General features: G+C 69.9%; 17 protein-coding genes. 11 read left to right on the top strand and 6 right to left on the bottom strand.

All coding sequences use genetic code 11. From position 1 onward, the window contains the following. Positions 1-70: 70 nt before the first annotated feature. From mrf to rpmF, 3 genes are read left to right on the top strand one after another with little or no spacing between them, the layout of a single operon-like run. Positions 71-1,375 carry a ribosome hibernation factor-recruiting GTPase MRF gene (mrf, locus tag ACFC06_RS13680; protein WP_375930059.1) on the top strand — a complete coding sequence of 435 codons (1,305 nt, stop codon included), beginning with the start codon at positions 71-73 and terminating at the stop codon, positions 1,373-1,375. Next, positions 1,372-1,638: a type B 50S ribosomal protein L31 gene (locus tag ACFC06_RS13675; RefSeq protein WP_375930058.1), complete on the top strand. Its 267-nt coding sequence runs from the start codon at positions 1,372-1,374 to the stop codon at positions 1,636-1,638. Before mrf ends, ACFC06_RS13675 begins: the two co-directional genes overlap by 4 nt. A 3-nt stretch (positions 1,639-1,641) precedes the next feature. Then, positions 1,642-1,815 (top strand): 50S ribosomal protein L32, encoded by a 174-nt coding sequence (gene rpmF / locus ACFC06_RS13670; RefSeq protein WP_375930057.1) that lies wholly within the window; start codon positions 1,642-1,644, stop codon positions 1,813-1,815. Between the two features lie 211 nt (positions 1,816-2,026). On the opposite strand, the gene ACFC06_RS13665 is transcribed toward rpmF, so the two are convergent. The 6 genes from ACFC06_RS13665 to ACFC06_RS13640 all read right to left on the bottom strand — a co-directional run bounded on the left by ACFC06_RS13665 (position 2,027) and on the right by ACFC06_RS13640 (position 7,748). Beyond that, the gene (locus ACFC06_RS13665; protein WP_336084385.1) at positions 2,027-2,251 is read right to left on the bottom strand and encodes a hypothetical protein; all 225 of its coding nucleotides are present in this window, start codon (positions 2,249-2,251) and stop codon (positions 2,027-2,029) included. 468 nt (positions 2,252-2,719) lie between these two features. Then, positions 2,720-3,472: a hypothetical protein gene (locus ACFC06_RS13660; RefSeq protein WP_375930056.1), complete on the bottom strand. Its 753-nt coding sequence runs from the start codon at positions 3,470-3,472 to the stop codon at positions 2,720-2,722. Continuing rightward, positions 3,465-4,064, bottom strand: a complete 600-nt coding sequence (locus ACFC06_RS13655; protein ID WP_278261890.1) for an ATP/GTP-binding protein — start codon at positions 4,062-4,064, stop codon at positions 3,465-3,467. Before ACFC06_RS13655 ends, ACFC06_RS13660 begins: the two co-directional genes overlap by 8 nt. Before the next feature lie 4 nt (positions 4,065-4,068). Further along, a complete protein-coding gene (locus tag ACFC06_RS13650) occupies positions 4,069-4,440 on the bottom strand; it encodes a DUF742 domain-containing protein (RefSeq protein ID WP_278261366.1) in 372 nt (123 codons plus the stop codon). Positions 4,441-4,446: 6 nt separating this feature from the next. Further along, positions 4,447-4,851 (bottom strand): roadblock/LC7 domain-containing protein, encoded by a 405-nt coding sequence (locus ACFC06_RS13645; protein ID WP_019049250.1) that lies wholly within the window; start codon positions 4,849-4,851, stop codon positions 4,447-4,449. Beyond that, positions 4,848-7,748 (bottom strand): ATP-binding protein, encoded by a 2,901-nt coding sequence (locus ACFC06_RS13640; protein WP_375930055.1) that lies wholly within the window; start codon positions 7,746-7,748, stop codon positions 4,848-4,850. The genes ACFC06_RS13645 and ACFC06_RS13640 overlap by 4 nt, the downstream gene beginning before the upstream one ends. Before the next feature lie 303 nt (positions 7,749-8,051). Between ACFC06_RS13640 and ACFC06_RS13635 the strand changes: the two genes are divergently transcribed. The 8 genes from ACFC06_RS13635 (at position 8,052) to ACFC06_RS13600 (ending at position 15,377) form a co-directional block, all read left to right on the top strand. Beyond that, complete coding sequence (locus ACFC06_RS13635) at positions 8,052-8,738, top strand: response regulator transcription factor (protein ID WP_375930054.1); 687 nt, start codon at positions 8,052-8,054, stop codon at positions 8,736-8,738. 9 nt (positions 8,739-8,747) lie between these two features. Then, positions 8,748-10,202 carry an ATP-binding protein gene (locus ACFC06_RS13630; RefSeq protein ID WP_375930053.1) on the top strand — a complete coding sequence of 485 codons (1,455 nt, stop codon included), beginning with the start codon at positions 8,748-8,750 and terminating at the stop codon, positions 10,200-10,202. Between the two features lie 97 nt (positions 10,203-10,299). Next, positions 10,300-11,772, top strand: coding sequence for a trypsin-like peptidase domain-containing protein (locus ACFC06_RS13625; RefSeq protein ID WP_375930052.1), 1,473 nt, complete (start codon positions 10,300-10,302; stop codon positions 11,770-11,772). Next, entirely contained in the window at positions 11,769-12,314 is a 546-nt protein-coding gene (locus ACFC06_RS13620; RefSeq protein WP_375930051.1) for a molybdenum cofactor biosynthesis protein B, read from the top strand. Before ACFC06_RS13625 ends, ACFC06_RS13620 begins: the two co-directional genes overlap by 4 nt. A 5-nt stretch (positions 12,315-12,319) precedes the next feature. After that, complete coding sequence (locus ACFC06_RS13615; protein WP_375930050.1) at positions 12,320-12,508, top strand: hypothetical protein; 189 nt, start codon at positions 12,320-12,322, stop codon at positions 12,506-12,508. Between the two features lie 522 nt (positions 12,509-13,030). After that, a complete protein-coding gene (locus ACFC06_RS13610; RefSeq protein WP_375930049.1) occupies positions 13,031-13,711 on the top strand; it encodes an MspA family porin in 681 nt (226 codons plus the stop codon). A gap of 65 nt (positions 13,712-13,776) precedes the next feature. Beyond that, positions 13,777-14,436 (top strand): MspA family porin, encoded by a 660-nt coding sequence (locus tag ACFC06_RS13605; protein WP_375930048.1) that lies wholly within the window; start codon positions 13,777-13,779, stop codon positions 14,434-14,436. A gap of 269 nt (positions 14,437-14,705) precedes the next feature. Further along, a complete protein-coding gene (locus ACFC06_RS13600) occupies positions 14,706-15,377 on the top strand; it encodes an MspA family porin (RefSeq protein WP_375930047.1) in 672 nt (223 codons plus the stop codon). Positions 15,378-15,388 lie beyond the last annotated feature (11 nt).

Here is a 15,388-nt window from a genome sequence, read left to right as displayed (position 1 = left end):
GACAACAGGTATTCCGCACTGTACCGTTGGCCCTCGGGTAAATGAAAATCGTTATCGAAAGGGGTATCGGGTGCTGGACCAGTCCGACCGGAGAACGCCCGTGGTGCTGCTGGCCGGCTTCTCCGGACCCGCCATGAGCGGCGTCGAGCACATCGCGGCGACGCTGAGCCAGGACGCGGGCACCGTCGTGGTGCACCACGACCTCGCCGAACTGCGCGAAGGCGTGGTGCGGCGCACCGTGCGCACCGCGGGCAATGTCACGACCACCGTGCTCGAACTGGCGCACGGCTGTGTGTCGTGCACGCTGCGCGCCGACCTGCTGCCGATGCTGTGCACGCTGGCCGCGCGCGAGCCGGTGCGCCGCATCGTGCTGGCGCTCGACCCGGCGATCGAGGCCGAGGCGCTGTGCCAGGCGATCGAGAACGTCGAGGTCACCGGGGTGGCCGATCGGGTCGACGGGCCCGCGAGCCGGAACGTGCGGATCGAGGCCGTGCTGACCTGCCTGGACGGCCACGAGTGGCTGGGCGACGCGACCGGCGACGAGGCACTGGCCGATCGCGGGTTGGCCGCCGCCGACGACGAGCGCACGGTCGCCCAAGTCGCGGTCGGGCAGGTCGAGTTCGCCGACGCGCTGGTGGTGCTCTCGGCCGGGGTCGACGCGCTCGAGCGCGAGCGGCTGGGCGCGGTGCTGGAGCGGCTGGCACCGGCGGCACCCACGGCCTGGCTCGACGAACTGCCCGGTTTCGACGCTGTGGAGATCGGCGCGCTGCTGACCCGTATGCCCGCCGATTCCCGGCGCGGCCGAGTCTTCGACGCGCACGCCCCGCTGCTGCGCGGGCAGCCGCCGCTGACCACCGACTGCGGTGTCTCGCTCATCGAGTTCGCCGCGCGCAGGCCGTTCCATCCGGTGCGCCTGCACGACGCGCTCGATGTGCTCTTCGACGGTGTCGTCACCGCGCGCGGCCGGATCTGGCTGGCCACCCAGCCCGATCAGGTGGTCTGGCTGGAGTCCGCGGGCGGCGGACTGCGTGTGGGCAGTGCCGGGCGCTGGCTCGCGGCGATGAGTCCCGAGGAGCAGGCGCAGGCCGATCCGGACCGCCGTGCCATGGCCGCGCTGCGCTGGGACGACCGCTTCGGTGATCGCGATGTGTCGCTGGTGATCCTGGCCCACGATGTGGACCCCGCCGAGATCCGGCACGCCCTGCACTGGGCCCTGGTCGAGGACGACGAGCTGCTGCTGGTCGACCGCGCGCCGGAGCGAGTCGCGCTGTGGGAGGACCCCTTCGGCGACTGGCACGAAGACCCCTGCGCCGATCCCGCCGAGGCACCCGCCACGGCGAGCGAGCGCACCAACCCCCGAGGAGAATCAGCATGAAAGCGGGCATCCACCCCGACTACCACCCGGTCGTCTTCGAGGACGCGAGCACCGGCAAGCAGTTCCTGACCAGGTCCACCGCGACCAGCGACCGCACCGTCGAGTGGGCCGACGGCAACACCTACCCGTTGCTGATGGTCGACGTGACCTCGGATTCGCACCCGTTCTGGACGGGCACCCATCGCAATCTCGACACCCAGGGCCGGGTGGAGAAGTTCGAGCGCAAGTACGGCAAGCGCGCCCGCGCGGGCAAGGAGGGCTGAGTCATGGCGGTTCCCAAGCGCAGGATGTCGCGCTCGAACACCCGCAGCAGGCGGGCGCAGTGGAAGGCCGCGGTGCCACAACTGGTTCCGGTCACCGTGGCGGGCGTGGAATACCGGGTGCCACGACGTATCGTCAACGCAGTGCGACGTGGCCTGATCGACCCTTCGCGGATCTGAGGGACGCGCCGCGCCGGAGTCGGGCGACCGACACCACAACGGCCTGCCGGGAAGGTGATACCTGGCAGGCCGTTGCGTATCCGGCTCAGCGACAACGGTTTGCGGCCCGCCTCGCGTCCGAGGGGCGAGACGTAACGGCGAAGCCGAAGTATCGCCCCTCGGACGCGAGGCTTAAGGGGGCCGCAAACCCGCGGCGCCAGCCGCTGATGTCTCAGCCCTCGCGTTCGGCGAGCGCTACGAGGGTCGCGGCGAGCTGGAAGAACTTGTTGTTGCCCAGGTCGGCGATGGTCTTGATCTTGAGCGCCTCGAGCAGCTGCTTGTCGTGCGCCTCGGTCAGCCCGGCCAGGGCCGACGGGGGCGCGGCGAGGATCTCCGCGAGCGTCTTGTTTTCGAATTCCTTGTCGAGAACTTTGTCGAGTACCACGTTGACGGCCATGCGAACTCCTTCGAACGAACCCGGGGATGTACTGGGCGAGACGGACAGCGCCCATCCGCGACCATAGTCCCGCCGGGCCGGGCGTGGGGCGCGAACGCGCCGGGTGCTGTCCAGGGGGGTTGCTGGTGCACTGTCGTGCCTGCTCAGGGGCCCGCGATGGGAGTGGGGCAATCCGCCGGTTAACGCTGTGACGCATGCCACTTGGCGAGAGAGGGTCGATGGGCTTGCCGGGAGATTGCTGGCGAAGCGATTGCGGACTTACGGTTTGTTTTCTGGCACAAGAGAATTCCGGAACACCTGATGCGGAGTCTTGGGCGGGTATGTACTCTCGTGCACGAGGGCGGGTTCTCCGGTGACGGGGAACCCGCTCATCGCCACTTCAGGGGTGGTTTTCCGGCCGAATCCGGCCTGCCGCGCGGGATTTCGCGAATGGGGCGCGCGTCCACAAATTTTCCGGCAAACCGGACGTTAGCTGGTCGTGACGTCCCGCCGGTCCGGTGCCACCAGCACCGCGGTGATCGGCACCGTCAGGCCCAGCGCGCCGATCACGAACATCGGGAACACCAGATCGAACAATTGCAGCCCGACCGGTGCGCGGGTGCCGGGGTCGATCGAGAACTCCAGCGCCGAGACACCCAGGTGGTACACCCCGGCCACGCCGAGCGCGAACAGCGCCGAGGCCAGCACCCGCAGCCCGATCAGGCGCACCGACTGGAACGCCCAGAGCATCGCGGTGCACAGTGCCATCGCGGCCAGCATCGCCAGGCCGGTCAACCCGAGCGACTCCTCGACATCGCCCTGCACCGTGAGGGCGTCGAGGGTCAGATACGTCGACAGACCGATGCTCAGGCCCATCGTCAGCCCGCCGACGATCACCCGCGGCAGATGCGGTGCCCGCCCGCCGATCAGCAGGCCCGCCAGCACCCCGACGACCGCGATGGCCAGCGCCGAGGTGCCGATCGCCCCGCTGTAGCGCACCGGGCTGTCGTGCACCCGCACACCGAGCAGCGCCACCGAATTCGCCAGCCACAGCCCGACTCCGCCGAGTGAGACCGCCGCCATCGTCAGCCAGAGCAGCCGGAACTTGATCGAGTACCTGGCATGACGCACGCAGGCGAAGGCCACCAGCGCGCCGAGCATCGACAGCGCCGGGGCGAGCCAGGCGACCCCGCCGCCACGCCCGAACGCGTCGGCCCCGGTCGCGGCGAGCGTGTCAACCACGCCTGCCCGCCCCCTCGAACTGCTGCGGCTCGAGCTGGGCGATGGCGTATTCGGTCACCGCCGCCAGTGCCTGACGGACCTCGACGGCATTGCGCGCGTCGATGTCGACGATCGGGATGCCCTCGCGCACCGAGAGCGCTTCGCGCAGTTCGGCGATCGGGAAGCGCGGGGCGTTCGGGAAGCGGTTGACCGCGATCAGGAACGGCAGCCCGCGCGCCTCGAAGAAGTCGACGGCGGCGAAACTGTCCTCCAGCCTGCGGGTATCGATCAGCACGACCGCGCCGATGGCGCCGCGGATCAGGTCGTCCCACATGAACCAGAAACGCTTCTGGCCCGGCGTACCGAACAGGTACAGCACCAGGTTGCCCGGCAGCACGATGCGGCCGAAGTCCATGGCGACGGTGGTGGTCTCCTTCTCCGGCGTCTCGGCGAGATCGTCGATGCCGTCGGAGAAATGGGTGACCATCGCTTCGGTACGCAGTGGCACGATCTCCGACACCGCCCCCACGAAAGTGGTCTTGCCTGCACCGAATCCGCCCGCCACGACGATCTTCGTCGACGCGACGCGCTGGTCCGGTGTCGGTGGGCGCATGCCATCAGAGGCCACGGAGTCCACGCAAAGTCCTCTCCATCAGTGATCGGCGTTCGTCGTAGCTCGCCTGCTCGGTCAGCGTCGAATGCACTCGAAGAATCCCGCCTACTACGAGATCACCGATCATCACCCGGACCATACCCAGTGGGCGCCCGAGGTATGCCGCAATTTCGGCGACCGAGAGCCGATGTGTGCCGAGACGCACGATTTCGGTCCGCAGATCGCCTGCGGGCCACTCCAAGTGTGCGGTATAGGAGACCGTTTCGATCACCGCCTCCAGCGGCAGCGCGATCGCGGGCTCGGTGCGGCCGGAGGTCAGGGCATAGGGCCTGACCCGTGTCGTCGGCCGGTTTTCAGATCCGTAGGGGCTCGACATCTCACCTCAGCCGGCGGAGCGGGCGGTGGCGGTGACCGCCGAGCCCACCCGGTCGACGAGCAACGCCATCTCGTAGCCGATCCGGCCGATGTCGTGGCTCTTGTTGGCCAGAACCGCCAGGTGCGAGCCGTTTCCGACGCTCATCACCAGCAGGTAGCCGCGCTGCATCTCCACGATCGACTGCATCACCTTGCCGCCGTCGAACAGATGCGCCGCGCCCATCGACAGGCTCGCCAGGCCCGCGGTCACCGCGGCCAGCTGCTCGGCGCGATCGGAGGGCAGGTGCGGGCTCGTCGCCTGCAGCAGACCGTCGGCGGAGACGAGCACCGCGTGCGAGACACCGGGCACGTCCCGGGTGAAGCGGGCGACCAGCCAGTTCAGATTCTCGTCCGTGGGATGCGCGTTGCTCATTCGAGGCCTCCGTCGTTGTGCTGGATCTCGGCGCGGCCACTGCGGACGCCGCTGAGATGTCGGGTCAAGTTGCTTCGGATCTCCTCGGGATCGCGCGCGCCCGCTTCCTCGGCGGGGGAGAGTCCGCCGGGCACCAGCTGGGCGCCCGGTTTGCGGATCGGCAGGCCGCCGACGGTACGGGAGGAGGTGGGCGGGGTGCCCGCGCTGGCGGCCGCGGACCAGCCGTCGTCGCCGGGCGCGCTCCAGGAGGCGCCGCCGGTGCCGCCGGATTCGGTGGCGGCGGTGGCGGGTTCGACCAGCCACTCCGAGACCATCCGCTGGTAGATGGGTGTCGGCGCCTCACCGGTGACCGGCTGCAACCGGGTGCTCGTCGGGTTCGGCTCGGCTTCAGGGCGCCGCGGTTCGGGTTCCGGTTCCGGTTCGACGGGCGCGGGCGCCGTGAGGCGTTGCGGCAGGGTGACGGTGCGCGGTGCGAGCGGCTCCGGGTCGGCGGGCGGGACGGGCAGATCGTCGGTGTCGTGTTCGTGCTCGGCCCACAGACCGGTGGGTTCCTCGGACTCGACGGCCACCGGCTCGGGCGGGGGCGGCGGCACCGCGGCCGGACGGCGCTGCGGCAGACCGGCTTCGGTACGCGGGGCGTTCGCGTCGAGGGGGACCAGCGTCGGGCCGGTCGGGACGAGCGGATGCGGACCGGTCGGCACCAGCGGGTGCGCGCCGGGGGCGGCCGGGGGCACCAGCGGGTGCGGGCCGGTGGCCGCCGACGGGACCAGCGGATGCGGCCCGGTCGCGGCCGGGGGCACCAGCGGATGTGGACCGGTGGCCGCCGACGGGACCAGCGGATTCGAGCCGGTCGCACCCGACGGGACCAGCGGGTGCGGGCCGGTCGCCGCCGACGGGAGCAGCGCGGCCGGGTCGGGCGCGATGATCGGGTTCGGGCCGGTGATGTCGGCGGGGGTCAGCGCGTGCGGGCCGATCGCGCCGGGCACGAGCGGGTTCGGGCCGGTGACGATCGGGTTGGGGCCGGTCGGCGGCCCCGAGGACGCGGGCGTGGGCGCGACGAGCGCGCTGGGCAGATGCACGCTGGCGGTGATGCCCGGCTGCGCGGGCTGCCCGGCGGTACGCCGCAGGCTGACGGTGATGGTGTGGCGCTTGGCCAGCCGGCCGACCACGAAAAGACCCATCCGGCGGGCGGTCTCGATGGTGACCTCACCACCGGAGGCGAGCCGGTCGTTGGTGGTCTGCAGATCCTCGGCCGACATGCCCAGACCACGGTCGGTGATCTCGATCAGGTACCCGCCGTCGACCGCACGGCCGACGATGACGGCCACCGAGGTGCTCGGCGGCGAATAGCGCAGGGCGTTGTCGATGAGCTCGGCGAGCAGGTGCTCGATGTCGACCGCGGACTCACCGGCCACCACGCCGTCGGGCACATTGCCGATCTCGACGCGCTGGTAGTCCTCCACCTGCGAGACCGCGCTCCAGAGCATGTCCGACAGCGGCACCGGCGGCAGGTGCCCGCGGCGCAGCGCGGTACCGGCGAGCACGAGCAGGTTGTCGCCGTTGCGGCGCATGCGGGTGGCGAGGTGGTCGAGCCGGAACAGGGTCTGCAGGCGCGACGGGTTGTCCTCCTCGTGCTCGAGTTCCTCGATGAGCGCGAGCTGCTGTTCCACCAGCGACTGGCTGCGCCGCGAGAGCGTCTCGAACATGTTGCCGATCTGCAGGCGCAGGCGGGCCTGGTCGGCGGCCAGATTCAGCGCCTGCTCGTGGATCTCGTCGACCGCGCGGGCCAGCTGGCCGACCTCGTCGGTGGAATGCACGCCGACCGGGGCGATCTCGGGGGTCGCCCCGCCGCTGCGCACCACGGCCAGCTCGTCGGGCAGCTTCACGTGCGCGACCTCGAGCGCGTCGCGGCGCAGCCTGCGCACCGGCACGACCAGCGTGCGCGCCACCGCCAGGGCCAGCGCCAGACCGGCCAGCAGCATGCCGAGCACCAGCGTGGTCTCGCGCAGCGCGGCGGTCTGGGCGGTGGCGGTGTTGGCGTCGAGGGTGCGGTCGACGGTGTCGAGCAGGGTGTTGATGGTGGAGGCGTAGGTGTCGGCGCTGACCTGCAGGGTGTTGAGCACCGCGGCATTGTTCGTCGGGTCGCCGTTGTTCTGGCTGAACACGCTGATCCGGGTCTGCACGCCGTCGAGCAGCGAGGTCATCGCGCCGGCGTTCTCCGGCAGGATCATGCCGTAGGTCTTGATCATGGTCGACTCGGAGCCGAGCTCGATCAGCATCTTGGCCCGCGCGCTCGGGGTGCTGGTGGCCTCCGGCGAGACCACCAGCGTGCGCTCGCGGGTGAGCACCCGGCGGGCCTGGTGCAGCGCGGTCAGCTGCAGGAAGTAGCGCTGCACGACGAAGTCCTCGACCACGGGGGTCTTGGCCAGCGCGTTGCCGATGCGGTCGGCGATCTCGTCGGTCTGCTCGCTGACCATCGCCGGCGAGCCGCCGCGCACGGTGTTGCGCAGGGTGGCACCGGTGGCCGTCGCGGCGGTGAGGTCGGCGGCGACGGCGGGGTCGATGCGCGCCGAGCGCAGGGCGTTCTGGACCTCGGCGAGGGCTTGGTCGTAGGTGGTCAGGGCGGCGTCGGTCTGGGGGTCGGCGATCGCGCCCCAGTTGGCGGTCGCGGCGACGGCGAGTTGCTCGGTCGCGGTGGCGAACTTGACGACCGGACGCAGGACGGTGGCCTGTTCGGTGGCGGCGCCGAGCTGGGTCATGGTCTGCAGCTCGTTGTTGATGCGCAGCACGGCGAAGGCGGTCGCCAGCATCACCGGCAGCACCAGCACCACACCGACCTTGCGCGTTACCGACCAGTTGGACAGGCTGAATTGCCAGGAGCGCGATGCAGGTTCCATCCGCGTGCGTTGCCTCTGCTTCCACGTGTGACTCCGGCCCGCGCGGGGAGGTCGCGGAGCGATGCGAGCGCAGAACCAACTGGAGGTCTTGTTATACCGCAGGAAAGATACCGTGCTGGGTGATCAACGGCAATCCGGGCCACACCCCCGGAAATTCGCCGAATATGCGCTGCCACAAAGACGATTCGCGCGGCTTTGTCAAGAGCTCCAACGTTCGGCGCCGGGCCGCCGCGGAACCGGTCGGCCCGCCGTCGCGGCGTACCCTCTCAGTGCGTTCTCAGTCGGTCACGGCAAACTGGGCGTATGCGCATTCTGGTAGTCGACGACGACCGTGCCGTGCGGGAATCCCTGCGCCGGTCACTGAGCTTCAACGGCTACACGGTCGACCTGGCTGTCGACGGCATGGACGCACTCGAAAAAGTGACCGCTGCCAGGCCCGATGCCCTCGTGCTCGACGTGATGATGCCGCGCCTGGACGGCCTGGAAGTGTGCCGCAGGCTGCGCAGCACCGGCGACGATCTGCCGATTCTCGTTTTGACCGCGCGCGATTCGGTCTCCGAACGGGTGGCCGGTCTCGACGCCGGTGCCGACGATTATTTGCCGAAGCCATTCGCGTTGGAGGAATTGCTGGCGCGTTTACGCGCGCTGCTGCGCAGGCGAACCCCCGATCCGGGCGAGGCGTCGGAGGCGATGGTGTTCGCCGATCTGTCGCTGGATCCGGTCACCAGGGAGGTCGCGCGCGGCGAACGCGCCATCAGTCTCACCCGCACCGAGTTCTCCCTCCTGGAGATGCTGATGGCCAATCCGCGCCGGGTGCTGACCCGTGGCCGCATCCTCGAGGAGGTGTGGGGTTACGACTTTCCCACCTCCGGCAACGCGCTCGAGGTCTACATCGGCTATCTGCGCCGCAAGACCGAGGCCGATGGCGAGCAGCGGCTGATCCACACCGTGCGTGGCGTGGGCTACGTGCTGCGCGAGACCCCTCCGTAGGCGGCGGGCATGGCACCCAAGGAGCCCGCGGTCGCGGCTCTGCGCCGCCCGCCCGACGCGGGCGAGATGCGTCCGCCGATGCCGCTGACGCGCTCGGTCTCGCTGCGCTGGCGGGTGACGTTGCTGGCCGCCTCGGTGGTACTCATCGCCGTCGCGGTGACCTCGATCGCCGCCTACGCGCTGGTGGCGCGCTCGCTCTACGACGATGTCGACGCCCAGCTCGAGGCGCGCGCGGCCACGATGATCAACAACAACTTCGAGACGCTCGGCTTCCAGTCGATCGTGCTGGCCGGGCTGTTCTCCAACGATGTCGGTGTGGCGCTGATCTACGCCGACCACAAGCCCTACATGCCGCCCCAGCAGACCATTCCGCCGGTCGGCACCCAGGAGCTCGCCGTCGCCGACGGCAAGCTCAACTCCTCGCTGCGCACCGTCGGTGACCAGCGGGTACTGGCCGCGCGCACGCACAGCGGCGCCACCCTGATCATCTCCCAGAAGCTCTACCGCACCCGCGAGGTGCTCGACCGGCTGGCCTGGCTGCTGTTCGTGGTCGGTGCCTGCGGCGTGGTGCTGGCCGCCGCGGCGGGCACCGCGGTGGGCCGCACCGGCCTGCGCCCGATCGCCCGGCTCACCGCCGCCACCGAGCGGGTCGCGCGCACCGACGACCTCACCCCGATCCCGGTCACCGGTGACGACGAACTGGCCCGGCTCACCGAGAGTTTCAACACCATGCTGCGCGCGCTGGCCGAATCGCGGGACCGTCAGCGCCGTCTGGTCGCCGACGCGGGCCACGAGCTGCGCACCCCGCTGACCTCGCTGCGCACCAATATGGAACTGCTCATCGCCTCGGGCAGGCCGGGCGCGCCGCAACTGCCCGACGAGGACATGGCCGAGCTGCGCGCCGACGTGGTGGCCCAGATCGAGGAGCTGTCGACCCTGGTCGGCGACCTGGTCGACCTGGCCCGCGAGGACGCCCCCGAAACCGTCTACGACCGGGTGGATCTGGGCGACGTGGCCGAGCGCGCGCTGGAACGCGCCCGCAGGCGCGGCACCGGCATCACTTTCACCGCCGAGCTGCGGCCCTGGTTCGTCTACGGGCACGAGGCCGGGCTCGAACGCGCGGTGCTCAATGTGCTCGACAACGCGGCCAAGTGGAGCCCGCCCGAGGGCGAGGTCCGGATCGCCATGCGGCCGGTGGGCGAGGGTCTGCTGGAGCTCTCGGTCGGCGACGCGGGTCCCGGCATCCCGCCGGGGGAGCGGGAGCTGGTCTTCGAGCGCTTCTACCGGACCACGGCCTCGCGGTCGATGCCCGGTTCCGGGCTCGGGCTGGCCATCGTCAAACAGGTGGTCACCAAGCACGGGGGCACCATCGTGGTGGACACCTCCCCGCGCGGCGGCGCGCTGGTGCGGATCGTGCTGCCCGGTGAGGCCCCGGTGTTCCCCGACGACTCCGCGGCGATCTGAGCGCGGAAGCGGAGTCTCGGAAAACTGACGGCACGATCTCAGGCGCCTCTCAGTAGCCGTCGCGAAGCTGGTCGGCAAGCGTGAGGAGACTGAAACCATGACCGACGATCCCCAGCAGCGACCCGCTGACCAGCCCGGTGCCGGAGCGGGTGGCGCGGATCATTCGCACCCCGGTGCGCACACCCCGCCGCCCCACGGCCCGGATGCCGCCCACCCGGCACCCGACCAGGGGTTCACCCCACCGCCGCGAGGCGACCAGGGCTTCACGGGCCAGGGCTATGTGACTTCGTCGCAGGGCGAGCAGGGCTTCACCGGCGACCCCGGTTTCGCGGGGCAGGCGCACACCGCTCCCTTGCCGGGCGGGCAGGGCTACACCGGCCAGGGCTACCTGGTCCCGCCGCAGTCCTTCGGTGGGCCGGTGCCCGGTGGTCATCCGGGCCCCTACGCGCCCGCCCCGACGGCGCCGCGGAAGCCCATGCGGCTGGGTCTGATCGCGGGTGCGACGGCGATCGCGCTGGTCAGCGGCGGTATCGGTGGCGCGGTCGGCGTGCTGGCGACCGGTTCGGACTCCGCCACCGTCACCAACGCCCTCGAGGCGCCCAAGCCCGCGGTCAACAATGTCGCCAACGCGCCGGCCGGGTCCACCCAGGCGGTCGCGCAGCGGGTGCTGCCGAGCGTGGTGATGATCAAGGTCGCGGGCAATCGCGCCTCGGGCGAGGGTTCCGGGGTGGTGCTGTCCTCGGACGGGCTGATCCTCACCAACAATCACGTGGCCGCGGGCGCGGGCAGCGGCGCCAAGATGGAGGTCGTCTTCAGCGACGGCAGCACCGCTCCGGCCACCATGATCGGCGCCGATCCGGTCTCGGATCTGGCCGTCATCAAGGTCAGCGGCAAGACCGGGCTCACCCCGATCGAGCTGGGCACCTCCGACGGGCTCGCCGTGGGTCAGCCGGTGATCGCCATCGGTTCCCCCCTCGGCCTGGCGGGCACCGTCACCACCGGCATCGTCTCGGCGCTCAACCGCCCGGTCTCCACCAGCGGTGAGGGCGTGCCCAGCGGGGTCAACCCGGTGATCGACGCCATCCAGACCGACGCCGCGATCAACCCCGGCAACTCCGGCGGCGCGCTCGTCGACGGGCAGGGCAAGCTGATCGGCATCAACACCGCCATCGCCAGCCTCGGCGGCGAGGCGGCCGGGGCCCAGAGCGGTTCCATCGGGCTCGGTTTCGCCATCCCGGTCGACCAGGCCCGCCGCGTCGCCGACGAACTGATCAAGACCGGCCACGCCACCTACGCCCAGATCGGCATCAAACTGCGCCCCCAGGACTCGGCCGCGCGCGTGCTCGAGGTGACCCCCGACAGTCCCGCCGCCGCGGCGGGCATCCCGGCGGGCGCGGTCGTCACCCGCCTCGACGACCGGCCCATCGACTCCGGTGACGCGCTCATCGCCGCGGTCCGCTCGCACCAGCCGGGCGACAAGGTGAAGCTCACCTACACCGACGAGCAGGGCGGCAACGCCAAGACCGTCGAGGTCACGCTCACCGCCGCCGCGGTGGAGGGGGGCCGATGATGCGTTCGAGCGCTGCGCTGTCGTGTGTAGGCGCTACGGTGATGAGCATGGACATCGATGCTCCCGTGGCAGGGCGTGCACTGGTTGTTGTCGTCGACGATCGGACGGCGCATGGCGGCGTGGATTCGCTCGGCCCCCTCGTCACCGAACTGCTCAACGAGGCGGGCTTCCTGGTCGACGCCTCGGTGAGCGTGCAGGCCGAGGAGGTCGAGATCCGCAACGCGCTCAACACCGCGGTGATCGGTGGCGTCGACCTGGTGATCTCGGTGGGCGGCACCGGCATGTCCCCGCGCGATGTCACCCCCGAGGCCACCACCCAGGTGCTCGACCGCGACCTGCCGGGCATCACCGAGGCGCTGCGCGCGTCCGGCCGCGTCGCCGGTTCGCTGGACGCGGGCCTCTCGCGCGGTGTCGCGGGCATCTCCGGCAGCACCCTGGTGGTGAATCTGCCGGGCACCCGCGCGGCGATCCGCGACGGCATGGCGACGCTGGGCCCGCTGGCCAGCAAGGTGATCGGCGAACTCTCCGGATTGGACGAGTGAGTTCGATGACGCCCTCGGAAGGCACCTCACCGGAGCGGCAGGAGGCGGCCCGGCGCAAGGCCGCCGAGGCATTGCGCCTGGCCCGGATCTTCGGTGAGGTGCTGCCCGAGACCACCCGCGACGAACGTGGTTCCGGCCACTCCGGCGACAGCGATGAATGGCTGCGTTCGCAAGTTCCGCCGCATCACGGGTGACCGTACCGTTATCCGGCGTAACCCGCCGGTAATAAACCCTCACGACAATGCCGTATTCGCTGTGATTGCGAAGCGGTGACAAATTCCCCGAGACCACGCGATAGCGTGGTCTTTTGTCGTATAAGCACCCTTTGTCCGGTTCGATCCGGCCGCGTCGATCCCGGTTGACGATGCCGGTAAGGGATGCATAAATGCACGTCAAAGCATGTGGCGATGTGCGCACCTGTGCCTGCGACGGCGCTGAAATTTACGAACTCTTTCCTTGGCGTAAAGACGCACGAGCGTTTAATGTTCGCCATCGGGCCATCAACTACCGGCCCTCACAGCCCCGCTTCCGTGAGTCGATCGAACCCCCGGTGGAACCCTGGCTCGGGTTCCACACACAGCCCCGGCCGTATCGCCGAAATAACAGTTGGTTACGCAACGGCAACAAAGGGGCGACACACTGAGCTGGGCCTGTGAGGTCCACCCGTTCGGTCTCGAAAGTCGAGACCGGCTGTTAGACACCTGATGAGGGGAAGTATGAGCGAGAACCGCACCACTGGTGTGCGTCGTGGCGCCCGCGCCGCGAGCGTCGGCGCTGCCGCGGCCGCCGTGGCCTTCGGCCTGCTGTCGACCGGTGCCGCCAACGCCGATACCTTCGTACCGTTGCCGGACGGTCAGAAGGTCAGCCCGGCCGGAGTGACCATCACCCGCACCGCCGAGCACGCCCTGATCTCCCCGTCGATGGCCGCCAACGGCGCGGGCCGCGTCGTCTGGGTCTCGGGCACCGCCATCGCCGAGGTCGCCGACACCCCCGAGGGCGAGGTCGGCCCCTGGAACGGTCCGTCGGGCCGCCCCGGCTCCAACAACTCCTCCACCCACGGAACCTCCCAGCTGAACACCGGCTACATCGTCGGTTGCCAGGTGAGCATCGCCGACGACGCGATCGGCGCCGGCGTGTCCGGCGGCATCAGCACCGGCGGCGTGACCGCGGGTGGCTCGATCGGCGTCAACCTGGGCCCGGGCGAGGTCAAGTTCGTCCAGATCAGCTCGAAGGACATCCTGAAGGCGGGCACCTACGCCATCGATTACCAGGACGCGGAGATCGAGATCCAGGGCTGCGCCGGTTACGCGCAGGCCCGCGCGTACACCGTGGTCGAGATCATCGGCGACCACTACTCGAAGACCACCCTCTACGGGATGCCGTTCAGCATCGGCTGACGTCTGTCGAACCGGTACGAATCTTCTTCTCGCTGCGGCGAACTCACTCCTCGAGGGACAAATCAATGATCAACCGTAAGTACCTGGCGAAGGCGGCCGGCGTCGGGGCCGCGGCCACCGTGGCCGTCGGCCTGTTCTCCACGGGTGCGGCCAACGCCGACACCTTCGTTCCGCTGCCGGGCGGACACATCACCAAGGTCCTCTCCGACGGCACCGTCGTCGACATCAGCCTGGTCGGCGAGTCGGCCAACATCAACCCGTCCCTGGGCTCGACCCCCGTCCACCGCAACGCGTGGGTCTCGGGTAGCGCGCAGGTCACCGTCTCCGACGGCGGCTCGGGCAAGATCTTCCCCGGCTACACCGTGGGCTGCCAGGTCAACATCTCCGGCGGCGGCGTCTCCGGCGGTGGCGATCTGGGCAGCGACTGGGAGGGCAACGTCGACGCGGGCGTGAACACCGGCGGCGAGCTCTCGCTGGGCCCCGGCCAGTCCTCCTCGTTCTACGTGCTCGACATCGAGAAGGCCGACGACTACGGCTCGGAGTCGCACGGCAAGTCGAACAAGTTCACGAACGGCTCCGGCTCGGTGACCTGGTCCGACACCACCATCGGCCTGTCGGGCTGCGCCGGCTACGCGCAGGCGCGCGCGTTCGTCAGCGTCGAGGTGGAAACCGACAATGTGATCAGCTGGGTCACGCTGTGGGGTCAGCCTTTCAGCCTCGGCTGATTCGCCTCATCCCGAACACATCACGGGCCGGTCGCGCGAGCGACCGGCCCGTTTTGCTGTTCGCGATCTCCAAGGCGCTGGACATCGGCCGGTCGGCTCATTATGTTTGTGGCGGCTTTCAGCTTTCTCGATCCACCTCCCGGCAGGGCGCTCTGCTCTGTTGCCAGCGGTGATTGCCTTGTGGCACACCCCAGCTGGGACCGGGCGCAGCACACAGATATCGGCCTCGATGGTCGAGGTCGGATTTTGCGTACACCTCGAGGGGAAGAATGAGCGAGAACCGCACCAACCGCGTGCGTCGCGGCGCCTGGGGCGCGAGCGCCGCAGTGGCCGTGACGATCGGCCTGTTGTCGGCCGGTGCTGCCAACGCGGATACCTTCGTGCCGTTGCCGGACGGACAGAAGGCAGGCCCCGGTGTCACCGTGAGCCGCACCGGTGAGCATGCCGTCATCTCCCCGTCGCTGGCCGCCAACGGCGCGGGCCGCGTGGTCTGGGTCTCGGGCAGCGCGCGCGCCGATGTGCAGGTCACGCCGGAAGGTGAGGTGGGTCCGTGGAACGGCCCGTCCAACCGTTCCGGTTCCAACAATTCCTCGACTCACGGTGCGTCGCAGCTGAATACGGGCTACATCGTCGGATGCCAGGTGAGCATCGGCGACGAGGCGATCAGCGCGCAGGCCGCGGTCGGCGCGGACACCATGGACGGTCCGCTGGGCGAGGCCTCGATCGGCCTGAATCTCGGGCCCGGCGAGGTGGCCTTCGTCCAGATCAGCTCCAAGGACATCCTGAAGCCCGGTGTGTACTCGGTGGACTACCAGGATGCCGAGATCCAGATCCAGGGGTGCGCGGGCTACGCCCAGGCCCGGGCGTACACGGTGGTCGAGATCATCGGTGACCACTACTCGAAGACGACCCTCTACGGCGCGCCGTTCAGCATCGGCTGAGCCCGGCCGGG

The sequence above is a fragment of the Nocardia sp. NPDC056064 genome (genome assembly GCF_042266925.1).
Lineage (GTDB): Bacteria > Actinomycetota > Actinomycetes > Mycobacteriales > Mycobacteriaceae > Nocardia.
Note: the sequence above shows the minus strand (reverse complement) of the source record. Positions and strands in the feature narration are given on the sequence as shown.

Bases quoted from the DNA above. Each gene is read 5' to 3' on its own strand.
- ACFC06_RS13675 (WP_375930058.1), top strand. From the start codon at position 1,372: ATGAAAGCGGGCATCCACCCCGACTACCACCCGGTCGTCTTCGAGGAC.
- rpmF (WP_375930057.1), top strand. From the start codon at position 1,642: ATGGCGGTTCCCAAGCGCAGGATGTCGCGCTCGAACACCCGCAGCAGG.
- ACFC06_RS13665 (WP_336084385.1), bottom strand. From the start codon at position 2,251: ATGGCCGTCAACGTGGTACTCGACAAAGTTCTCGACAAGGAATTCGAA.
- ACFC06_RS13655 (WP_278261890.1), bottom strand. From the start codon at position 4,064: ATGCGCCCACCGACACCGGACCAGCGCGTCGCGTCGACGAAGATCGTC.
- ACFC06_RS13650 (WP_278261366.1), bottom strand. From the start codon at position 4,440: ATGTCGAGCCCCTACGGATCTGAAAACCGGCCGACGACACGGGTCAGG.
- ACFC06_RS13645 (WP_019049250.1), bottom strand. From the start codon at position 4,851: ATGAGCAACGCGCATCCCACGGACGAGAATCTGAACTGGCTGGTCGCC.
- ACFC06_RS13640 (WP_375930055.1), bottom strand. From the start codon at position 7,748: ATGGAACCTGCATCGCGCTCCTGGCAATTCAGCCTGTCCAACTGGTCG.
- ACFC06_RS13635 (WP_375930054.1), top strand. From the start codon at position 8,052: ATGCGCATTCTGGTAGTCGACGACGACCGTGCCGTGCGGGAATCCCTG.
- ACFC06_RS13630 (WP_375930053.1), top strand. From the start codon at position 8,748: ATGGCACCCAAGGAGCCCGCGGTCGCGGCTCTGCGCCGCCCGCCCGAC.
- ACFC06_RS13625 (WP_375930052.1), top strand. From the start codon at position 10,300: ATGACCGACGATCCCCAGCAGCGACCCGCTGACCAGCCCGGTGCCGGA.
- ACFC06_RS13620 (WP_375930051.1), top strand. From the start codon at position 11,769: ATGATGCGTTCGAGCGCTGCGCTGTCGTGTGTAGGCGCTACGGTGATG.
- ACFC06_RS13615 (WP_375930050.1), top strand. From the start codon at position 12,320: ATGACGCCCTCGGAAGGCACCTCACCGGAGCGGCAGGAGGCGGCCCGG.
- ACFC06_RS13610 (WP_375930049.1), top strand. From the start codon at position 13,031: ATGAGCGAGAACCGCACCACTGGTGTGCGTCGTGGCGCCCGCGCCGCG.
- ACFC06_RS13605 (WP_375930048.1), top strand. From the start codon at position 13,777: ATGATCAACCGTAAGTACCTGGCGAAGGCGGCCGGCGTCGGGGCCGCG.
- ACFC06_RS13600 (WP_375930047.1), top strand. From the start codon at position 14,706: ATGAGCGAGAACCGCACCAACCGCGTGCGTCGCGGCGCCTGGGGCGCG.